This window comes from Flavobacterium sp. HSC-61S13 (assembly GCF_024171535.1).
Taxonomy (GTDB): domain Bacteria; phylum Bacteroidota; class Bacteroidia; order Flavobacteriales; family Flavobacteriaceae; genus Flavobacterium.
Genome location: NZ_JALJZV010000027.1, coordinates 1 through 19451, shown reverse-complemented (window position 1 = coordinate 19451; position 19451 = coordinate 1). Strand labels below are relative to the sequence as shown.

At 37.0% G+C, this 19451-nt stretch carries 19 protein-coding genes; 9 read left to right on the top strand and 10 right to left on the bottom strand.

Annotated features, from left to right (window positions below):
- Nucleotide 1 precedes the first annotated feature (1 nt).
- Nucleotides 2-670 (top strand): DNA-binding response regulator, encoded by a 669-nt coding sequence (locus L1275_RS16300; protein ID WP_253475987.1) that lies wholly within the window; start codon nucleotides 2-4, stop codon nucleotides 668-670.
- Nucleotides 671-811: 141 nt separating this feature from the next.
- Here the strand turns inward: L1275_RS16300 and clpX are convergent, their stop codons facing one another.
- From clpX to L1275_RS16260, 8 genes are all read right to left on the bottom strand, one after another.
- On the bottom strand, nucleotides 812-2044 hold the full coding sequence (clpX, locus tag L1275_RS16295; protein WP_253475984.1) for an ATP-dependent Clp protease ATP-binding subunit ClpX: 1233 nt from the start codon (nucleotides 2042-2044) through the stop codon (nucleotides 812-814).
- A gap of 29 nt (nucleotides 2045-2073) precedes the next feature.
- Nucleotides 2074-2739, bottom strand: coding sequence for an ATP-dependent Clp endopeptidase proteolytic subunit ClpP (gene clpP, locus L1275_RS16290; protein ID WP_256499943.1), 666 nt, complete (start codon nucleotides 2737-2739; stop codon nucleotides 2074-2076).
- Nucleotides 2740-3079: 340 nt separating this feature from the next.
- Complete coding sequence (tig, locus tag L1275_RS16285; protein WP_253475966.1) at nucleotides 3080-4405, bottom strand: trigger factor; 1326 nt, start codon at nucleotides 4403-4405, stop codon at nucleotides 3080-3082.
- A gap of 104 nt (nucleotides 4406-4509) precedes the next feature.
- Nucleotides 4510-4860, bottom strand: a complete 351-nt coding sequence (locus L1275_RS16280; protein WP_253475963.1) for a phage holin family protein — start codon at nucleotides 4858-4860, stop codon at nucleotides 4510-4512.
- 30 nt (nucleotides 4861-4890) lie between these two features.
- Nucleotides 4891-6375, bottom strand: a complete 1485-nt coding sequence (locus L1275_RS16275) for a G-D-S-L family lipolytic protein (RefSeq protein WP_253475961.1) — start codon at nucleotides 6373-6375, stop codon at nucleotides 4891-4893.
- 17 nt (nucleotides 6376-6392) lie between these two features.
- Nucleotides 6393-7640 (bottom strand): OmpP1/FadL family transporter, encoded by a 1248-nt coding sequence (locus tag L1275_RS16270; RefSeq protein WP_253475958.1) that lies wholly within the window; start codon nucleotides 7638-7640, stop codon nucleotides 6393-6395.
- A 170-nt stretch (nucleotides 7641-7810) separates the two neighbouring features.
- Entirely contained in the window at nucleotides 7811-8569 is a 759-nt protein-coding gene (locus tag L1275_RS16265; RefSeq protein ID WP_253475956.1) for an alpha/beta fold hydrolase, read from the bottom strand.
- Nucleotides 8570-8580: 11 nt separating this feature from the next.
- Nucleotides 8581-9294, bottom strand: a complete 714-nt coding sequence (locus L1275_RS16260; protein ID WP_253475953.1) for a pyridoxine 5'-phosphate synthase — start codon at nucleotides 9292-9294, stop codon at nucleotides 8581-8583.
- A gap of 92 nt (nucleotides 9295-9386) precedes the next feature.
- Here L1275_RS16260 and L1275_RS16255 point away from each other — a divergent pair, with 92 nt between their 5' ends.
- From L1275_RS16255 to murI, 8 genes are all read left to right on the top strand, one after another.
- Nucleotides 9387-10046, top strand: a complete 660-nt coding sequence (locus tag L1275_RS16255; RefSeq protein ID WP_253475950.1) for an acetoin utilization protein acuB — start codon at nucleotides 9387-9389, stop codon at nucleotides 10044-10046.
- A 167-nt stretch (nucleotides 10047-10213) separates the two neighbouring features.
- Complete coding sequence (locus L1275_RS16250; protein WP_253475947.1) at nucleotides 10214-11098, top strand: NAD kinase; 885 nt, start codon at nucleotides 10214-10216, stop codon at nucleotides 11096-11098.
- Nucleotides 11099-11257: 159 nt separating this feature from the next.
- Nucleotides 11258-11914 (top strand): DUF6089 family protein, encoded by a 657-nt coding sequence (locus tag L1275_RS16245; protein ID WP_371923512.1) that lies wholly within the window; start codon nucleotides 11258-11260, stop codon nucleotides 11912-11914.
- Entirely contained in the window at nucleotides 11914-12654 is a 741-nt protein-coding gene (locus tag L1275_RS16240) for an isoprenyl transferase (protein ID WP_253476005.1), read from the top strand. Before L1275_RS16245 ends, L1275_RS16240 begins: the two co-directional genes overlap by 1 nt.
- Before the next feature lie 7 nt (nucleotides 12655-12661).
- The gene (locus tag L1275_RS16235) at nucleotides 12662-15316 is read left to right on the top strand and encodes an outer membrane protein assembly factor (RefSeq protein WP_253475941.1); all 2655 of its coding nucleotides are present in this window, start codon (nucleotides 12662-12664) and stop codon (nucleotides 15314-15316) included.
- Between the two features lie 33 nt (nucleotides 15317-15349).
- Nucleotides 15350-16606, top strand: a complete 1257-nt coding sequence (locus tag L1275_RS16230) for an OmpH family outer membrane protein (protein ID WP_253475938.1) — start codon at nucleotides 15350-15352, stop codon at nucleotides 16604-16606.
- 42 nt (nucleotides 16607-16648) lie between these two features.
- Nucleotides 16649-17164, top strand: a complete 516-nt coding sequence (locus L1275_RS16225; protein ID WP_253475935.1) for an OmpH family outer membrane protein — start codon at nucleotides 16649-16651, stop codon at nucleotides 17162-17164.
- Nucleotides 17165-17230: 66 nt separating this feature from the next.
- Complete coding sequence (gene murI, locus L1275_RS16220) at nucleotides 17231-18010, top strand: glutamate racemase (RefSeq protein WP_253475932.1); 780 nt, start codon at nucleotides 17231-17233, stop codon at nucleotides 18008-18010.
- 77 nt (nucleotides 18011-18087) lie between these two features.
- Here murI and L1275_RS16215 read toward each other — a convergent pair whose 3' ends face one another.
- Entirely contained in the window at nucleotides 18088-18597 is a 510-nt protein-coding gene (locus tag L1275_RS16215) for a gamma carbonic anhydrase family protein (RefSeq protein ID WP_253475929.1), read from the bottom strand.
- 47 nt (nucleotides 18598-18644) lie between these two features.
- Nucleotides 18645-19451, bottom strand: an 807-nt coding sequence (locus tag L1275_RS16210; protein ID WP_253475926.1) for a type IX secretion system membrane protein PorP/SprF, incomplete at its 5' end; no start/stop codon positions are given.

Genomic DNA, 19451 nt, shown 5'->3' with positions numbered 1-19451 from the left:
TATGTTTAAAAAAATATTAGTAGTTGAAGATATCGACAGCATTAATCTCGGTGTTGTAACCATGCTTCAAGAAGAGACCGATGCAGAAGTTTTCCATTGCAAATACTGTGATGATGCTTGGTTAAAAATACAAAGTGCGGCATTAAACAATGCTCCTTTTGATTTATTAATCACGGATTTATCCTTTACCCCCGATCATCGCGAAACTTTAATAGGCAGTGGGGAAGCTTTAGTACAAACCGTCAAAGAAAAATATCCCGAAATCAAATTGATGGTATATTCGATCGAAAACCGCTTCTCTACAATAAAGAAACTGATCGATGATTATAAGATCAATGCTTTTATCAGTAAGGGTAGAAATAGTATTAGTGAATTAAAATCTGCTTTAACAAGTCTGACCAACAGTGATGCAGTGGTTTTATCCAATAACATCCAAGAGGTGTATAACAACCCCGAATTGGTAGACCTGCAAGAAGAAGATATTTCGATACTAAGATACCTATCAGAAGGATTAAGTCAGTCCGAAATCAGTACTAATCTCAAAAAACAAGGCAGTAGCACTTCGAGTTTGAGTAGTGTAGAAAAACGAGTTAATAAACTTAAGACATACTTTGATGCAAAAAATACGGTACATCTCATCAGTGTATCCAAAGACTTAGGCTTAATCTAATTGCTATGAGATTGAGAGTTTCTAAAAGAGTTGATTTATAATAATCAGCTCTTTTTTAATTAAAAAACGGAACCTCTTTAAGGAGATCCCGTTTTAAATATTAAATCCTAAATACTAATATTAGGTTTTACTTTTCCTCACTTACGATGCAGACTGCAATCGCTGTAGTAAGTTTTTATTTAAAGCTTGCTCTGCATAGTGTGCATCTACGTGTAAGACATGAGTATCACTACTAGGCAACTCATACATCGCATCGGTCAATATCGCCTCGCATAACGAACGTAATCCCCTTGCTCCTAGTTTGTATTCCAACGCTTTTTCAACGATAAAATTTAATGCTTCATCGGAAATAGTAAAATCAACCTCATCCATCTTAAACAATTTTTCATATTGTTTGATTAAGGCATTCTTTGGCTGTGTCAAGATCGCTCTAAGCGTTTCTCGATCCAACGGATCCATATGCGTTAGCACAGGCAAACGACCTATAATTTCTGGAATCAATCCAAAATCTTTGATGTCTTTTGGTGTGATGTACTGCAATAAATTTTCTTTATCAACCAAGTCACCTTCTTTAGAAGTTCCATAACCTACAGCTTGGAAATTTAGACGTTTAGAGATAATTCTATCAATACCGTCAAAAGCACCACCAGCTATAAATAAAATATCTTGGGTGTTGACTTCAATGAATTTTTGATCCGGGTGTTTTCTACCTCCTTTTGGTGGCACATTAACTACAGTTCCTTCCAATAATTTAAGTAAAGCTTGCTGCACTCCTTCTCCTGATACATCTCTAGTAATTGATGGGTTATCACTTTTACGAGCAATCTTGTCGATTTCATCGATAAAAACAATACCACGCTCTGCTTTTTCAACATCGTAGTCCGCCGCTTGTAGCAACTTTGTCAGTATTCCTTCTACATCTTCCCCAACATAACCCGCTTCTGTCAATACCGTTGCATCGACAATCGCCAATGGAACATTAAGCATTCTCGCAATGGTTTTAGCTACTAAGGTTTTTCCTGTTCCCGTTTGTCCAACCATAATGATGTTACTCTTTTCGATTTCAACATCATCATCATTATTTGCCTGTAACAGTCTTTTGTAGTGGTTGTAAACCGCTACGGACATAACCTTTTTAGTTTGATCTTGTCCAATGACATATTCATCCAAAAAAGCGCGAATTTCCATCGGTTTTTTTAACAATACCTCTTGAGATAATCCATCTTGATCAGCCGAAGTGTTTTCTTCTAAAACAATACCATATCCCTGTTCAATACAACGATCACAAATATGCGCATCAATACCCGCTATCAGAATATTTGTTTCTGATTTTGGTCGACCACAAAATGAACATCTCATTTCCTCTTTCGCCATATTAAATATTTCCTAATTGATTATATTAATTATTTTTTTGAACGAACCAAAACCTCATCAATCATTCCGTACTCTTTGGCTTCTTGTGCTATCATCCAATAGTCTCTTTCACTATCTGCATGTACTTTCTCGAAAGTTTGTCCAGAATGCTCAGAGATAATTTGATATAGTTCATCTTTCAATTTTAACATTTCGCGCAGGTTAATCTCCATATCCGTTGCTACACCTTGAGCTCCACCTGATGGTTGATGAATCATAACTCTAGAATGTGGAAGCGCTGAACGTTTTCCTTCGGCACCAGCACATAAAAGTACCGCTCCCATAGAAGCAGCCATTCCCGTACAGATCGTCGCTACATCAGGCTTAATGAACTGCATGGTATCATAAATCCCTAAACCAGCGTAAACACTTCCTCCAGGAGAATTGATATAGATACTGATGTCTTTTGCATTATCAACACTTTCCAAAAACAACAACTGTGCTTGAATAATATTAGCTACATAGTCATCTACTCCAGTTCCTAAAAATATAATTCTATCCATCATCAATCTAGAAAACACATCCATCGAAGCAACATTCATGTGACGTTCTTCAATGATATATGGTGTCATGCTACCGACGATTTTATCGTAATACATACTGTTAATTCCACGATGTTTTGTGGCGAATTTCTCAAATTCTTTACCGTAGTCCATAGTAATATCTTTTAAATTTATAAACTTTTAAATACAACCAAAAATAAGTGCCGATCTCCTACGAGACAGACCATCAAATATAGTTATTTTTTTTTGGAAATAATCTTCTTACGCTTTGCTTTACAAAATGTTTAGCAGAATCTCCGCAGCCTTTTACCAAACTTTTTGGTCACGACTGCTCTCGTGTTTTTCTACTTTGGCCCATTTTTAAAATCGGACAAAGTAAGCTCGCTATATTTAATTCCTTTTTACTTGACAAAGCCCCCAAAGCTGTATTGAAAAAAAACGCCTAATCTAATACGATAGATAGGCGTTTTTTCTTAATATATTATAGTTGAAATTATTCTCCGTACATTTCTTTCATGAAATCTTTGTAAGAAACTTCTTTAGTTTTAAACGAAACTTTTTCGCTAAATAAAGCCATCATCTTATCATTCATCACTTGTTCAGAAATACGTCTAACCTCTTCTTGGTTTGACATTACTCGAGCAACAATATTTTCAACATCTGCTTCAGCCGGTTCTAATTGACCGAATTGAGCCATTTGTTTTTTGATTAAATCTGTCGTAAATGCTTTAACTTCTTCAAAGTTAATTTGAAGATTGTTTTCTGCGATAATTTTACCTTCGATCAACTGGTAACGCAATCCTTTTTCAGATTTGGTGTACTCTTCTTCAGCTTGCTCAGCAGTCAATGGAGTTTCTCCAGCTGTTTGCATCCATTTTTTCAAGAAAGTAGCCGGTAAGTCAAAATTTGTAGTCTCGATTACATGCTCGATTACATCGTTCATGAATTTTTGATCTGCTTGAGCTACAAACTGTTTTTCAGCATCTTCTTTAATTTTAGCTTTCAACTCATCTAGAGTAGTGACTACACCTTCTCCAAACAATTTATCAAAAAGCTCTTGGTTCAATTCTGCTTTCTCCGTTGTATTGATCTCGTTGATTGTAAAAACAACATCTACTTCCAATCCGTGAACAGCATCGTGATCTACTTTTAAGAAATCCATCAATTTATGGTCGTCATCAAAAAGCCCCTTGGTGTTTACCGTTACAGTATCTCCTACTTTCTTTCCGATAAATTTCTTTTGGTTGGTTTTAGTTCTGAATGCATCAACATTAATAGTAACTTCACTATTAATACCCGCTTCTTCATTTACAAAAACTCCTGCCATATCATCACCTTCAGCAACAACTTCCTTAGAAATTAATTTGCCGTATTGTTTTTGAATGTACTCTACTTGCTCATCAAGCATAGCATCATCAGCAACAATAGTATATTTAGTAATTTTGTTTTTACTCGATAAGTCTACAGTAAACTCTGGAGCCAATCCTAGTTCGAAATCAAATTTCAAAGTAGCTGCTTCCCAGTCAAAGTTATCTGTTACTTTAGGAAGTGGGTTCCCTAGTAAATCCAATTTTTCTTCTGCCAAATAAGCGTTTAGTTTTTCTTGCAAAACTTTATTCACCTCTTCAAACAATACTGCTTTACCGTATTGCTTTTCAATCAAGCTCATCGGTACAGCACCTTTTCTGAATCCAGGAACATTAGCATTTTTTCTATAGTTTGCTAATACTTGATCCACTTTACCTTGGTAATCTTCTTTTGCAAGCTCAACAGTAACGATGGCGTTAAGAGCGTCTACATTATTTCTTGTAATATTCATTTTTGTGTTTTTTTACATACTAAAATTGGGTTGCAAAAATAAAAATTTTATGCAACCCAACCAAGTTTTTAACTAATTGTATTTCAATTAATAAAAAAATTATTTTATTGTGCTTGTTTTTTTTCTAAAAAACCATTGAGTATTGACTGAACAAACGTTAAAACAACACTAAATAGTAGCGCAGACCAAAATCCGTTTACGTGAAATCCTCCTACAAAATAGGAACACAACATGATGATTACCGCATTAATTACAAACAAGAACAGTCCTAAAGTAATTATAGTTGCAGGTAAGGTCAGGAAAACCAATAAGGGTTTTAGAAACATATTCAGTATACCCATTACTACGGCCACCCATAAACCAGAGGTAAAACCATCGACTGTAACCCCTGGCAATATATTTGCTAAAATCACCACTATCAAAGTGGTTACTAATAATCTTATGATAAAGTTCATATGCGCTGTTTTTAGATTTTAATTTAACGATTATTTATTACTCGGCAACAAAGTTGGTCCCGGATAAGTCGCCGGATTAACCATAGGTAATTTTGCTTTATAGTGTGAATTTATAACTTTTAAAATCTCATTAGAGACAAAAGCATATCCACGTGCATTGAGGTGAACCCCGTCAAGAGAAAACATCACCGTACTTAAATTACCTAAACCCTTAAAATAATCCGCAGTATAAATTTGCCCATCTTCTGCTCTGAGTCCAGAAACGGCCTTGTTCAATACAGCATTCATATCCACGATTGCCAAACCTTTAGAAGACGCCGTTGCTTTGATAATATTATTAAAGTCCGTCGTCGCTTGTCTTGCAATAGCCACTTCATCTTTGGTCAAAACCCATTGGTCCGCTAGTGGAACCGAAAGTCCGTTGATCATGTTAACATCTCCTCCAACAACTGTTCCGATAATAGTACGAGATGGCAATGTCAATAGGTCTTCTTTGGTAGCATGTCTGTACGACGGAAGTCCTAATCCTTTTAAATCGGTAAGAAATTTATCTACTATAACTACGGCATTATTCCCCACTACAAAGTTAATAGTACGACTATCTACCTCTGCTTGTTTAATTAGCCCCGCTCCTAAAGCTTGTTTTAACCCACCATTGTACTGAGCAAAAGCTGCATTTAGCTTGGCAACATTATCCGCTTGTAAAGGTACCGGATTGTAAGGCACTGTAGTGAAATAAGGAATTGCCGTCACATCTGGTATGGTTGCTACGACACCTTTTGCCCCTTTCGATGTCAAGGTTTCTATAATTTTCTCGTAGGCTTGCTGAAAAAATGCAACTGGAGTAATATCATTTTCTCCCGTTCCTCCAACAGCACCAACTCCTCCACTAGTAGAATAGCCTAATACATCATTATTACCAATCCAATTGGTGAAAAAAGTTGGATTTAAACTCATCGCATCTTCTAGTACAGTAACCGAAGGGGATGTCGCATGACGCACAAAATATGGATTGGCTGTCTTTGTAATCACACCATTCACGTTACCGTAATTAGGCGCTAATAAGTGAAATGATTTGGCTCCTGGTACACCCATATTGTTGTAGGCCTTAGCCTGAAGCTTGCCGACTTCAATAGTAGGTACCCCTTTAAGGTTTTCAGGTCCTCCAGTATCCATATTAATGATTAGTCGAGTTCCCGTCAGCGGTACACCACCAAGCGTCAACCCGCCTAAATTATTTGTATCATCTGCATAACTGGGTTGTGTAAAAACACCCCCACCAACAATTGCAAACTGTTTGGACAAGATGTTCGGAAAAGAGTTTTCCTGGCTACTTTTAAAAACAGTTCCATCCATATATCCAGCTGTTAGTGAATTTCCAATGGCCACATAAGTACTAAAATCAGCTTCTCCTTTGCTATAACTGCTGTTATCCACTTCATTATCAAAAGACGGCTCACAACTTACCAAGGCTAGAGCCAAAGCAGGTAGTATATATTTATAGGTATTTTTCATCATTTCTCGTTTATAAATTAAAAATTATAAGATAATCCCAAACCGGCAGAAAACACACTTGTCAAATAGGTTCCTCCAAATGAAACAGGAGTACCGTCTTCAATAAAATGATCGTAAGAGCTGTTGGTTTCACTAAAATGAAGATAAGCCAGTGACACATCTACACCGAAATTTTTACCGAATTTATACGTAAAACCTCCCGTATATGCGCGTGAATCATTTCTAGGTGTTTCTGGAGCAAAAAAGCCTTGTTGAACCGGACTTTCATCATAGTACCAACCCGCTCTAAGTGATAGTTTATCGTTAGCAGTATATTGTAACCCCAAACGATACGTACTAGAATCTTTGTAATTTCTAGCATTAACAGAAGTCGCGATTTTAGCATCCTCAAAATCAATCACCAAAGCATCATAAGCTCTCCAATAGGTTCTGTTATAATCAAAAGCGAATAACCATTTATCCATTTTATACGACATACCTACTGTTAACTCTGCCGGCAGAGGCATGTTAGCGTTAAATTTGGTATCCCCATAAGTGGATTGTGCAAATGCTGGCAAATCATAAAAATTAGCATCGCCGTCTTTAGCCTCCATAATAATTTTAGAGCGGTAATTCAATCCCATTCTAAAATCTTCTGTCAAACTCACTAAGAAACCAGCAGTATACCCCCAAGCGTGAACATTTTTCGCGTCGATGGTTACATTCGCTCTCTTCCCTTCCTCATTAGTCATGCTTCGAGTAAGATTCCTATTAAACTCAACCGATCCATTGACATAGATTGGTCCACCACCAAAACTGAAGTGATCGCTTAATTTAAAAGCTACTGTAGGTTGAAAATAAAAAGCTTTAAGGTCGATATTATTAACTAAGTGGGAACCTTGCCAGTCTTTATCCCAATCAACGGCACTTCCATACGGAGTATACACCGCTAAACCTGCGGATATCCAATCGTTTAGTTTTACCGATCCATAGAAATACATCGGCGTACCAACATTTTTTGTACTGTTGGTCCAATTGTAAATTTCATTTTGAAATTTGGTATCTGCAACTAGGGCCGTAGCTCCTGCGGAAAAGCTATACTTATCTTCTAAATATACCATCCCTGCGGGATTGAAAAACATTGTTTCTGCATTACCAATCACAGCCACACCGGTATGTCCCATGGCTAATTGCCTCTGTCCTTGCATACTTACACGATATCCCCCAGCGAAAGCGGAAGACACCATAAGCGATAACAAGGTTACTGATAAAAGTCTTCTAATCATGATTTTTCTAGTATTATGCATTATTGTTATTCTCAAATTTAGCATAATTTACGAATTTCACAAGTTTTTTATAGTATTTTTTTGATTGACGGATTTGACTATTGATAATAATGCAAAAGGAGCGAAAAAATCGCCCCCTTTTTAACTTTATTTGTGATAAACTCCTATAATTACAAAAATTCAATCACTCGCTGCTGAAATTCCTCTGGACTCTCTGCATGAACCCAATGTCCAGCATCACCAATAGTTACTATTTGTGCTTTGGGAAAGTGACGTTGAATTAAATCGACATCCCCTTCTTTGATATACCCCGAACGACCTCCCTTTATAAATAATACAGGCCCTTCAAATATAGCGTCTTCGGCCAATGCTTCCCCAACAGCTTCAGGATCATTATTAAAAGCCTCAAGATTGAATCTAAATGCCAATTGTCCCGGCTCTTTCCAATATAAATTTTTCATTAAAAATAATCGGGTGGAAGCATCGGGAATAAAAGGAGTTAAAATAGCTTCAACATCAGATCTGGACGGCTTAGTTGTAAAATCCACAGCGTTTAGAGCCTCCAAAATGTCTTGATGATGAGGCGGATAATACTTAGGACTGATATCAACCACAATTAATTTGGACACATATTGTGGATGTTGGGTTGCAAAATTCATTGCTACTTTACCGCCCATTGAATGTCCCATAACTATTGCCTCAGCAATAGCGTTGGCTTTAAAGTACTCTTCAACATCTGCCACCATTGCTTCATAAGTAAACGCTGTCGAATGAAAACTCCGTCCGTGGTTTCTCATATCCAACAAATGTACTTCATATCCTTTTTCAGCTAAATGAGTACCAAAGCTCTTCCAGTTATCCGACATACCGAGGTAGCCGTGTATAATTACAAACGGAATCCCCGTTCCTTCAATTTTTGAAAAAATCATATCTAGTTGTTCTATTGCAATTTATTAATATACATATTTACGACATTTTCCAATCCTAAATACAGTGATTCCGCGATTAAAGCATGTCCAATGGAAACCTCCAAAAGATTAGGTATATGACTCTTAAAAAAAGCGATATTCTCCAAACTTAAATCATGACCTGCATTAATCCCCAAACCCATTTCTTCAGCTAAAACAGCGGCTTGAACATAAGGTATTATTCCTTTTTCATTTCCCAAACCATATTGTAAAGCAAATTCTTCCGTATACAATTCTATTCGATCTGCTCCGATCTCACGAGCGCCCTCAATCATTTTCAGAATGGGATCTACAAATACAGAAGTTCTAATTCCTTGCAATTTACACTCGGCAATCACCTCCTTTAGAAAGGCGTGATTTTTTATGGTATCCCATCCCGCATTTGACGTTAAGGCGTCAACGGCATCGGGCACCAAGGTCACTTGGGTTGGTTTCGTTTCGTAAACCAAATCCATAAATTGATCCATGGGATTCCCTTCTATATTGTATTCCGTGTGCACCACAGAAACCAGATCTCTTGCGTCTTGATATTTAATATGTCTTTCATCTGGGCGCGGATGAATCGTGATTCCTTGCGCACCAAATCGCTGAACATCAGCAGCTACTTTTAATAAATCCGGGACATTTCCGCCTCTAGAATTCCTTAAGGTTGCTATTTTATTGATGTTTACAGATAATTTTGTCATAAAAAATTAATTTTAAAAACAAAAATACAAAGTATAATGAAGCGCGATTGGTTTATTTTTGATTATTTTGCACGGTATAAAAGCCAGTAGCCATGAACAAAGATCTTACACCTGCAATACAGTTAGAACCTGCTATGGAATTTTCTACTTCCCAGGAAGAGGCTCAGCTTTTTATGGAATCCCATAGTCTCTCGCATTTTCCTTTGGTTGACCATGGAATCTATGTGGGCAATCTACTCGCTGAAGACATTTTCGCTTTAGAAAGTGGGCAGACCTTAGAAGTTTTAAGGCACAATCTCGAAATGTTTTCCATTGACGAAGATGCCAATTGGTTTGACATACTGGAACAATGTTCCAAGCATGATGCCAATATGGTCCCTATCATCAATAGCAAAAAGGAGTATTTAGGCTATTATCTTTTTAAAGATTTATTGGAGTCTTTTACGGAAACTCCATTTTTCGCAGAGAAAGCACTGACGTTAACGCTTGAAAAACAGAGTCAAAAATACAGCTTTAGCGAGATCAGCCATATCGTCGAAAGTAATAATTCGACTTTACTTGGACTTTTTCTTTCTAAAATCGAAAAAGACACGACTGAGATTATTTTAAAAATCAATTCGGACAACATCAATGAAGTCTTACAAGCGTTCAGGAGACATGATTACGAAATCATTTCAAAACACCTAGAGGACGACTATACCACTGAACTTCTTGAACGCTCCAATTATTTAAACAAGTATCTAAATATATAATTCCCTATACCTGATCGAATTCCCGTTTACAACAGAGAAACAAACGAAAAAGGTATAGAAAAAAACAACTGTTAATCGCAGGTGTGCGTCAAGGACTTGGACAGAACGAACATACCAACAATCCACACAACGATTTCAGTTATTCAATAATAAAACATGAACTGCTTATGAAATTTGCCATTTACGGACAAAGTTGTCAAACGATCACCAAAGACATTATCGACCGCATGATGCATGTATTAGAATCACACGGGTCGGCTGTAGTTTTTGAAGATCGTTACTATCAACTGCTTTTAGAAAATAAAATTTTAGAAGATCGATACGAAACTTTCAGTGAAAAAAGAGATCTCGATCAATCTTATAATTTCTTTATTGGTATAGGCGGCGATGGCACCTTACTGCGTGCGGCAAATTTTGTCAAAAGCAAAAACATCCCTATACTGGGTATAAACGCAGGACGATTAGGTTTTTTAGCCAATGTTCAGCAAGATGCCATTGAGGATCTATTGCCGCTATTGTTTACGAATGATTTCAAACTCTCTAGACGATCGTTATTGAGTTTAGATTGCGAACCCGATCAGTGCGATATATTTGAGATGAACTTCGCGCTTAATGAAATCACCGTATCCCGGAAGGACACGACGTCGATGATCACCATTGAAACCTATCTCAATGACGATTATCTAGCCTCGTATTGGGCAGATGGACTTATTATCTCTACCCCTACGGGTTCAACGGGATATTCGTTGAGTTGTGGTGGTCCCATTATCACGCCCGAGACGGCTTGTTTGATCATCACTCCTATCGCACCGCACAATCTAAATGTCCGCCCTTTAATCATCAGTGACGACACCCATATCAAGCTAAAGGTATCCAGTCGAGAGCCTCAATTTCTAGTTTCCCTAGACTCGGGCACAAAAGCCGTTGCCAACGAAACTGAAATTCATATTTCAAAAGCACCGTTTACCATCAATATGGTTGAATTTCCAGAGCAGTTATTTTTAAAAACCCTGCGAAACAAACTTTTGTGGGGCGAAGACAAAAGAAATTAACCTGTTAATTTTATACTTTTAGTTTTAGAAAAACGTTTTAGAAAAGAATATCGAATAAAAAAAACAGATAAAAAACGCATATCACGATTTTTAAAACTCTATATTAGTATATTTGCAACCTATTTTAACAAAATGACTCGAACTCTAACAACTTTTTTAATGCTTTTTTGCATTAGTACGATGAGTGCTCAAATCCATGAGCTTGGCGTGAGCTTTGGCGGCGCCAACTATGTAGGTGATGTTGGGTCAACCCAATTCATCGCTCCAAAGGACTTGGGATACGGACTAGTATATCGTTGGAATAGAAGTCCTCGACACTCCTTTAGGCTGAGCTATTCGCAGATGAAAATCAGTGCCAATGATGCAAAATCAGATATGGGCAGTAGAAAAGAGCGAGGATATTCGTTTAAAAACAATCTAAAAGAAATATCTTTGGGGATGGAATTCAACTTTTTTGAGTTTGACCTTCATCAACCTGGATTTGCAGCCACACCGTTTCTCTACAGTGGAATAGCTGGTTTCCAGCATGATGATTTCTATTTTAAAAAAGGACTATTATACGAATACGGCACACACCTGTCCATGGCAATTCCTATCATTGGAGGTATGAAAGCGCGAATAGGTGATCGATTAATCATCAGCGCGGAAGTAGGTGCACGATATACATTTACAGATAATCTTGACGGTAGTGCCGCAAACGACACTGCCTTTGAACAATATAATTTCGGAAAAAAGAATAATAAAGACTGGTATTTTTTTAGTGCCGTCACTTTAACTTATACTTTCGGAAAAAACCCTTGTTATTGCACACCTTAATGAATTTGATTGAACAACTACATCCCGAATCACTTCCCAATCACCTAGCCATTATTATGGATGGAAACGGTAGATGGGCGAAGCAAAAAGGTTTTCTGAGAATAATCGGTCACGAAAATGGCGCTAAAAGCGTTCGTACGACGGTAGAAACCTGTACCAAATTGGGAATTAAAAATCTAACGTTATACGCTTTTTCGACTGAAAACTGGAATAGGCCCAAGCTCGAGGTTGATTCTTTGATGAAACTATTGGTCAAGTCATTAAAACGAGAACTTAAAACTTTTATCAAACACGATATCGCCCTCAATGCTATTGGCAATTTATCAAGTTTGCCTAGTTCTGTTCAAAAAGAACTTAATGAGGTTATTGACAAGACTAAAAGCAACAGTAAAATGACACTGACACTGGCTTTAAGCTATGGATCAAGAGAAGAAATAATCAATGCAACCAAGCAAATCTGCGAGAAAGTTAAAAATAATATAATTTCAATAGCCAATATTGATGAATCAATTATTAATGAGCATCTTTACACGCATAATTTACCCGATGTAGACCTTGTCATAAGGACAAGTGGCGAACAGCGTATCAGCAATTTCTTACTTTGGCAAATTGCATACGCTGAATTTTATTTTACAGAAGTGCTATGGCCTGATTTTACCCAAGATCACCTTTGTCAAGCGTTGTTAAGTTATCAAAATAGAGAACGAAGATTTGGAAAAACAAGTGAACAAATTAAATAATACTATAATGTTTCAAAAAGGTATCAAGACTCTTTTTGCACTTTTTGTTGTTAGTTTCAGTGCTACCTCAAACGCTCAAGATAGCATTTCTATAACAAATGCACCAAAGCACTATATCCTAGGGGATGTAGAAGTGTCGGGAAAAGTGAATTACAATTCGCATACAGTGGTTACTTTCGCTGGATTAAGCAAAGGACAATCCATTACAATCCCCGGAGAAGAAATCTCTGATGCTGTAAAAAAATTATGGAAACTTGGTTTCTTTAGCGACATCAACGTTTACGAAAAATCTATCGTAGGTGACACCATCAATTTAGAACTTAATCTAAACGAATTGCCCCGTTTGAACGAGGTAAAAGTAAAAGGTTTACGCAAGGGAAAAGCGGCAAGTGTTCTTAAGGAAAGCAAATTAATCAAAGGGAAAATCGTCAATGAAAACCTGATTACCACTACGCGTAATTATGTTTTAAGCAAATACAAAAAAGACGGATTTTACAACACCAAAGTAAACATCAACACCATTCCAGACTCTACTGGTAATACAGTAAACATGGTGTTAAACGTTGACAGAGGAAGTAAAGTAAAGGTTTCCAAAATCCAATTTCATGGTAATGAGCATTTAACGGATGCCAACTTGAAAAAGGCGATGAAGGAAACTAAAGAAAGAAGTCCTCTTAACCCAATGAGAATTTTAAAATCCTCGAAATTTATCAAAGATAAATACCAAGAGGATTTAGGGAAAATCGTTGAAAAATATAAGGAAAAAGGATATCGTGATGCTCGTATAACGATGGATACGACAATTTACAACCCAAAGAACAACCGAATTGCGATCGACATGAATATTGTTGAAGGTCGAAAATACTATTTTGGAGACATTCGTTATTTAGGTAATACGGTTTATACCAATGCCCAATTAAATAGAATTCTAGGAATAGAGAAAGGTGAAGTTTACAACGGTACTCTATTAGAAAAGAGAATTGCAGACAAATCAAATCCGGATGCTTATGATATTACCAATCAATATCAAAATAATGGATATTTGTTCTCTAGAATAAACCCTATAGAAGTTAGAACAGCGAACGATACAATTGATTTTGAAATCAGAATCATCGAAGGTCCGATTGCCAAATTCAACAATATAACCGTTTCAGGTAATGAAAAAACGCATGATCACGTTATCTATAGAGATTTAAAAACCCGCCCTGGACAAACCTGGAGTAAGGCTACAGTAATGGAAACCATGCGTCGTTTAGGTCAACTACAAATTTTCGATGCTCAAGCGATCAATCCAGATATTAAAAACGCAGATCCTAGTTCAGGAACTGTAGATGTGGAATGGCAAGTAGTTGAAAAAGGATCTAGCCAAGTAGAATTACAAGGTGGATATGGTGGAGGTGGTTTTATAGGAACCTTAGGTTTATCATTTAACAACTTCTCGATAAGAAACCTTTTTAATAAGGATGCCTATAAACCTTTCCCAATGGGAGACGGTCAAAAAATGGCTTTGCGTTTACAGGGTAGTTCTTACTACCAAACCTATAGTTTAAGTTTCTCAGAACCGTGGTTAGGTGGTAAAAAGCCAATCAGTTTCTATGGATCTCTTGCATATAGTAAACAGTTTTTATACAATTACAACACTAGAGATGTTACCCGTGATCAAAGTTTTAATATCACAACAATCTCTCTAGGAGTTGGAAAGCAATTGGCTGCTCCAGATGATTATTTTACGTTGTACAATACGGTGAGTTTCCAATACTATGATTTGAATAATTACCGTACTGGATTGTTTACATTCGGAGATGGATCATCGAGAAACCTTACCTACACCGTAGAGTTAAAAAGAGATAACAGAGGTATGGATCCAATTTTCCCAACCTTCGGTTCGGAATTCAGTGTAAGTGCTAAATTTACGCCTCCATACTCCCTTTTCAATAAAATAGATTACGCTAAGCTAAAAGACTTAGAAGAATATAAGATTCGTACTACAGAGCCTATGAAAGCGCCAAACGGTGCAGATATTCCTGTAGGATCTTTCTTAAATGCAAAAGGAGAACCGGTGGACAACTATTTAGATGCAGCACCGAATCAAGAAAAAATCGACCAGAAAAAATTCAACTGGTTGGAGTACTATAAGATTAAATTCAAAGGAGATTGGTACACTACCTTATATGGTAAATTAGTATTGCGTTCCGTTGCAGAATTTGGTTTCTTAGGAGCCTATAATCAAAACAGAGGTCTGGTTCCATTTGAACGTTTCTATATGGGAGGAGATGGAATGGCTAACTTTTCTATGGATGGTAGAGAAATTATACAGTTAAGAGGTTATGAAAATCAAACACTTACTCCTGTAAATGAATTTGGAGAGTCAATTGGTGGTACAGTATACAATAAATTCTCACTAGAACTACGTTATCCTATTACACTAAAACCAAGTGCCTCGGTATTTTTATTAACTTTTGCTGAAGCAGGAGCCAATTTTGATACCTTTAAAAATTATAATCCATTTAAAATGCAACGTTCTGCAGGATTAGGTGTACGAGTATTTATGCCAATGTTTGGAATGTTAGGATTTGATTATGGATATGGATTTGATGCACCTCCAGGAACAATACAAAAAGGTGGATGGCAACCTCACTTTATCTTGGGACAACAGTTTTAGTTTCTATATATAGTATAACTAAACAAACAAAATATGAAATTATTATTTGCTTCAATCGCGACTGTTTTAACTTCTTATGGTATTTATGCCCAAGGAGCAAGTGTACGTGTTGCCTATATTGATATGGAGTACATACTCAAAAAAACACCGGAGTATATTGAAGCAAATAATCAATTAGAGCAAAAAGCTGCCGTTTGGAAGAAAGAAGCGGATGCCAAAAAAGCAGAGATCAAAAAAATTAAAGACAATTTAAATGCAGAGCGCACCTTGTTAACTCGAGAATTAATTGAGGAACGTGAGGAAAACGTCACACTTTTAGAAAATGAGTTGTTGGAGTTCCAACAAAAAAAATTTGGTGCCAATGGCGACTTGATTACTCAAAAAATAATGCTGGTTAAACCGATACAGGATCAGGTATTTACAGTGATACAAGAAATCGCAGATGCCAAGAGGTTTGATTATGTTTTAGATAAGGGAACAGAGTCGACTATGTTGTTTGCAACAAAACGGCACGATATTAGCGAACAAGTAATACAGCGGTTAGCTCGAGCCAAGAAAAGGCAGAATCTAACCAGTAAAGAAGTCGCTGTATTAGAGGACATGGACAAAGCACAAGACCAAGCAGACCTGCGAAGAGAAAAGCGCGATGAACAAGCTCGACGAAAACAAGACTTTGAAGAAAGTAAGAAAAGTTCTAAAACCGAAGACACACCGCAACCGGCACAAAGCCTTGCTAAGTCTAAGGAAGAAGAACAGGCTGAAAACTTAGCCCTATTAAAAGAACAACAGAAAATTGACGCAGCAGCATTAAAACAAAAGCAATTGGATTTAGCTGAGCAACGTCAACAAGAGATCGCTACGCGTAAAGCGGAGATGGAAGCTAAACAACAAGCGGTTGCAGAGCAAAAAGCCCTAGCAGACGAACAACGTAAACGCCTTCAACAAGAGCGTCTAAAGGAAATTGAAGATCAGAAAATAAAAATCGCTGAGGAAAATGATAAAAAGCAAAAAGCGCTCGATGATTTAAAAAAACAACGAGAACAAGAAGCTTTAAATAAAACTGGAAATAAAAACAAAGTTGACATGGGACAGCTTGTTGAAGAACGCAAACAACAACAAGAAAAAATCCAGCAAGAAATCAATCGCAAAAAGGAAATTGCCCTTGAAGAGCGCAAAGCAGCCATAGAGGCATCGCGAAAGATGCAAGAAGAAAAGAGATTACGCACACAACAACAACAAGAAGACGCTAAAAAAGCTCGAGAAGAAATGCTAAAAAACAGCATGAAATAAACCAAAATAAATTATATAATAAAAATCCAAAATCGAAAAAAAATGAAAAAAATGAAATCTTTATTAATTGCAGCGGTTGTATTTTTTGGAGTAAGTCAAACTAACGTTATGGCTCAATCAAAAACTGCCCATATTGACGTTCAAGAATTAATGGCTCAAATGCCGGATATGAAGAATGCTGATGCTACGTTGAAAAAACTTAGTGAAGGCTATGAAAAGGATTATGGAAATATGATCACTGAATATCAAAACAAAATGAAAAAATATCAAGACGAATCAGCTACTGCTAGCGATGCTATCAACAAGACTCGTATTGATGAACTAGAGAGTATTCAACAAAGAATTCAACAATTCCAGACTACTGCTCAACAAGACATCCAAAAGAAACAAGTTGATTTGACTAAACCAATTTTTGAGAAAACAAGATTAAGTATTCAAAAAGTAGCTCGTGCTAAAGGTTTTGAATATGTTTTAGACTCTTCAATTGGATCAGGAGTAATTATGGCTGATGGACCAAACTTGTTAGATGACGTTAAAAAAGACTTGGGAATTAAGTAATACAAATTCTTATTAAACTATATAAACTGCTCACGATTGTGAGCAGTTTTTTTTTTATATTTGTTTATGGACAACACTAAACCTATAGGATTATTTGATTCTGGAATTGGCGGAACATCAATTTGTACAGAAGTCAATAAACTTCTTCCCAACGAGAACACCATTTATTTAGCAGACAGCAAAAATGCCCCTTATGGACAACGATCTAAACAACAGATTATTGAGCTGTCCTATAAAAACATCGATTATCTACTGTCTCAAGATTGCAAACTCATTATCGTAGCCTGTAATACAGCCACTACTAATGCAATCACTGAATTACGCTCGAAATACGACGTTCCAATTATCGGTATAGAACCAGCCATCAAACCCGCTACTTTGTTAACTAAAACCGCTGTAATTGGCGTATTAGCAACTAAGGGAACGATTACGAGCGAGTTGTTTTCCAATACCGTTAAAAAGTATTCCGATATTGTGATTGTCGAACAAATCGGATACGATTTGGTCAAACTAATCGAAGACGGAAAGATAGATCATCCAGAGATGAACCTGCTACTAAAACAATACTTAGACCCGATGATCGAAAAAGGTATCGATACCCTAGTGTTGGGCTGTACCCATTATCCGTATTTGATTGCCCAAATAAAAAAGCTACTACCCGATAACATTAGCATTATAGACTCCGGTTTAGCCGTTGCCAAACAAACTCAAAAGATCTTATTGGAGAAGAACTTACTCAATACCAGCCCCCAAAGTGGCACACACATTTTTTACACCAACAAAGATATTGAAGTGTTAAAAATGTTCGTAAATGATCAATCAGCGGTACACTATTTGGATTTTTAAAGTCGAAAATCGGGAGTCGAAAATCGGGAGTCGAAAATCGGGAGTCGAACAACGAATCCCGAGTATCGAATCACTTACTATTTAAACCAACTCGAATACATGACGTAATTATTCGAAATGCGCTCTATTTCCCCTGCGAAGTCTGATTGATCAATGTCTTTGACCTTTTTAGCGGGTACCCCTGCGTAAATCGCCCCAGATTCCACCACGGTGTTTTGTGTGATCACAGCCCCCGCAGCAATAATTGTATTACTATGTATCTCACAATTGTCCATGACGATTGCTCCCATACCTATCAAAACATTATCGTGTATCGTGCAACCGTGTACTATGGCATTGTGTCCTATCGATACATTATTTCCGATAATGGTTGGATGTTTTTGATAAGTGCAATGTATAACCGCCCCATCTTGAACATTTACTTTATTACCGATTTGGATAAAGTTAACATCTCCTCTTAGTACCGCATTAAACCAGATACTACAATTTTCACCAATTCGAACATCTCCAACGATCGTAGCATTTTCAGCTATATAACAATCTTCCCCAATTTGAGGTGATATTCCATTAACCGCTTTTATTAGCATAATATATAAATTAAAAAATCCCGATAAATATCGGGATTTTTTTTTAGTTAAAAATTAACTGCAGGACAATTACAGTCGTATTTATCCGGTTTGCAGAATAGGTTGATACCGATGGTCAACTGGTGAAATCCACCGTTGCCAAATTTGACATCACCCGTTAGATGGCTGTAGGTATATGCCAACATAAAGTTCTTATAATTGATTCCCACTATAGGAGTAATGTATTGCATGCGTTGTTTGGAGATGCTCTCCTTTTTGATGTATTCGGCTCCTTCCAAATTACGGCGGTAAGAAACCCCTCCCCAAACTTGTCCGAAGTTTAACTTCTGATATACCTTCATATTGATATCAAATGACTTTTCGCGTGTTTCATCGGTATACTGAATCATAAAGGACGGCTCATAACTAAAGCCACTGCGGCTCTCCGTTCCAAACATATAACCCGCAGACCATAAAAACTTACGCATATTATCACTCTCAATATCCGTATACATATCGCGTTTACTAGACATGGCATTCTTCACGGTAAAGTGTGTATAAAACTCAAAGTACTGATACGACGCTCCAAAATCTACATTAAAGTACGAATCTTTCTGTTCCATACCCCCTGTGATAATCGGATCAAATCCACCGAACTTACTCTGATCCAAAGTCGTTTGAACCATACCCGCGCTCATACCAAAAGACAACATATTCAAATCGTAATACGATCTGGAAAATTGAATGTGGTGTGCATACGATAATTTTCCTCCTACTTGAGAATGGTAACCGTTTTTGTCGTTAAACGCAATCACACCAATACCCGATTGTTCCCCCACTCTTGTGTTAAAACTAACCGTTTGTAAGGCAGGGGC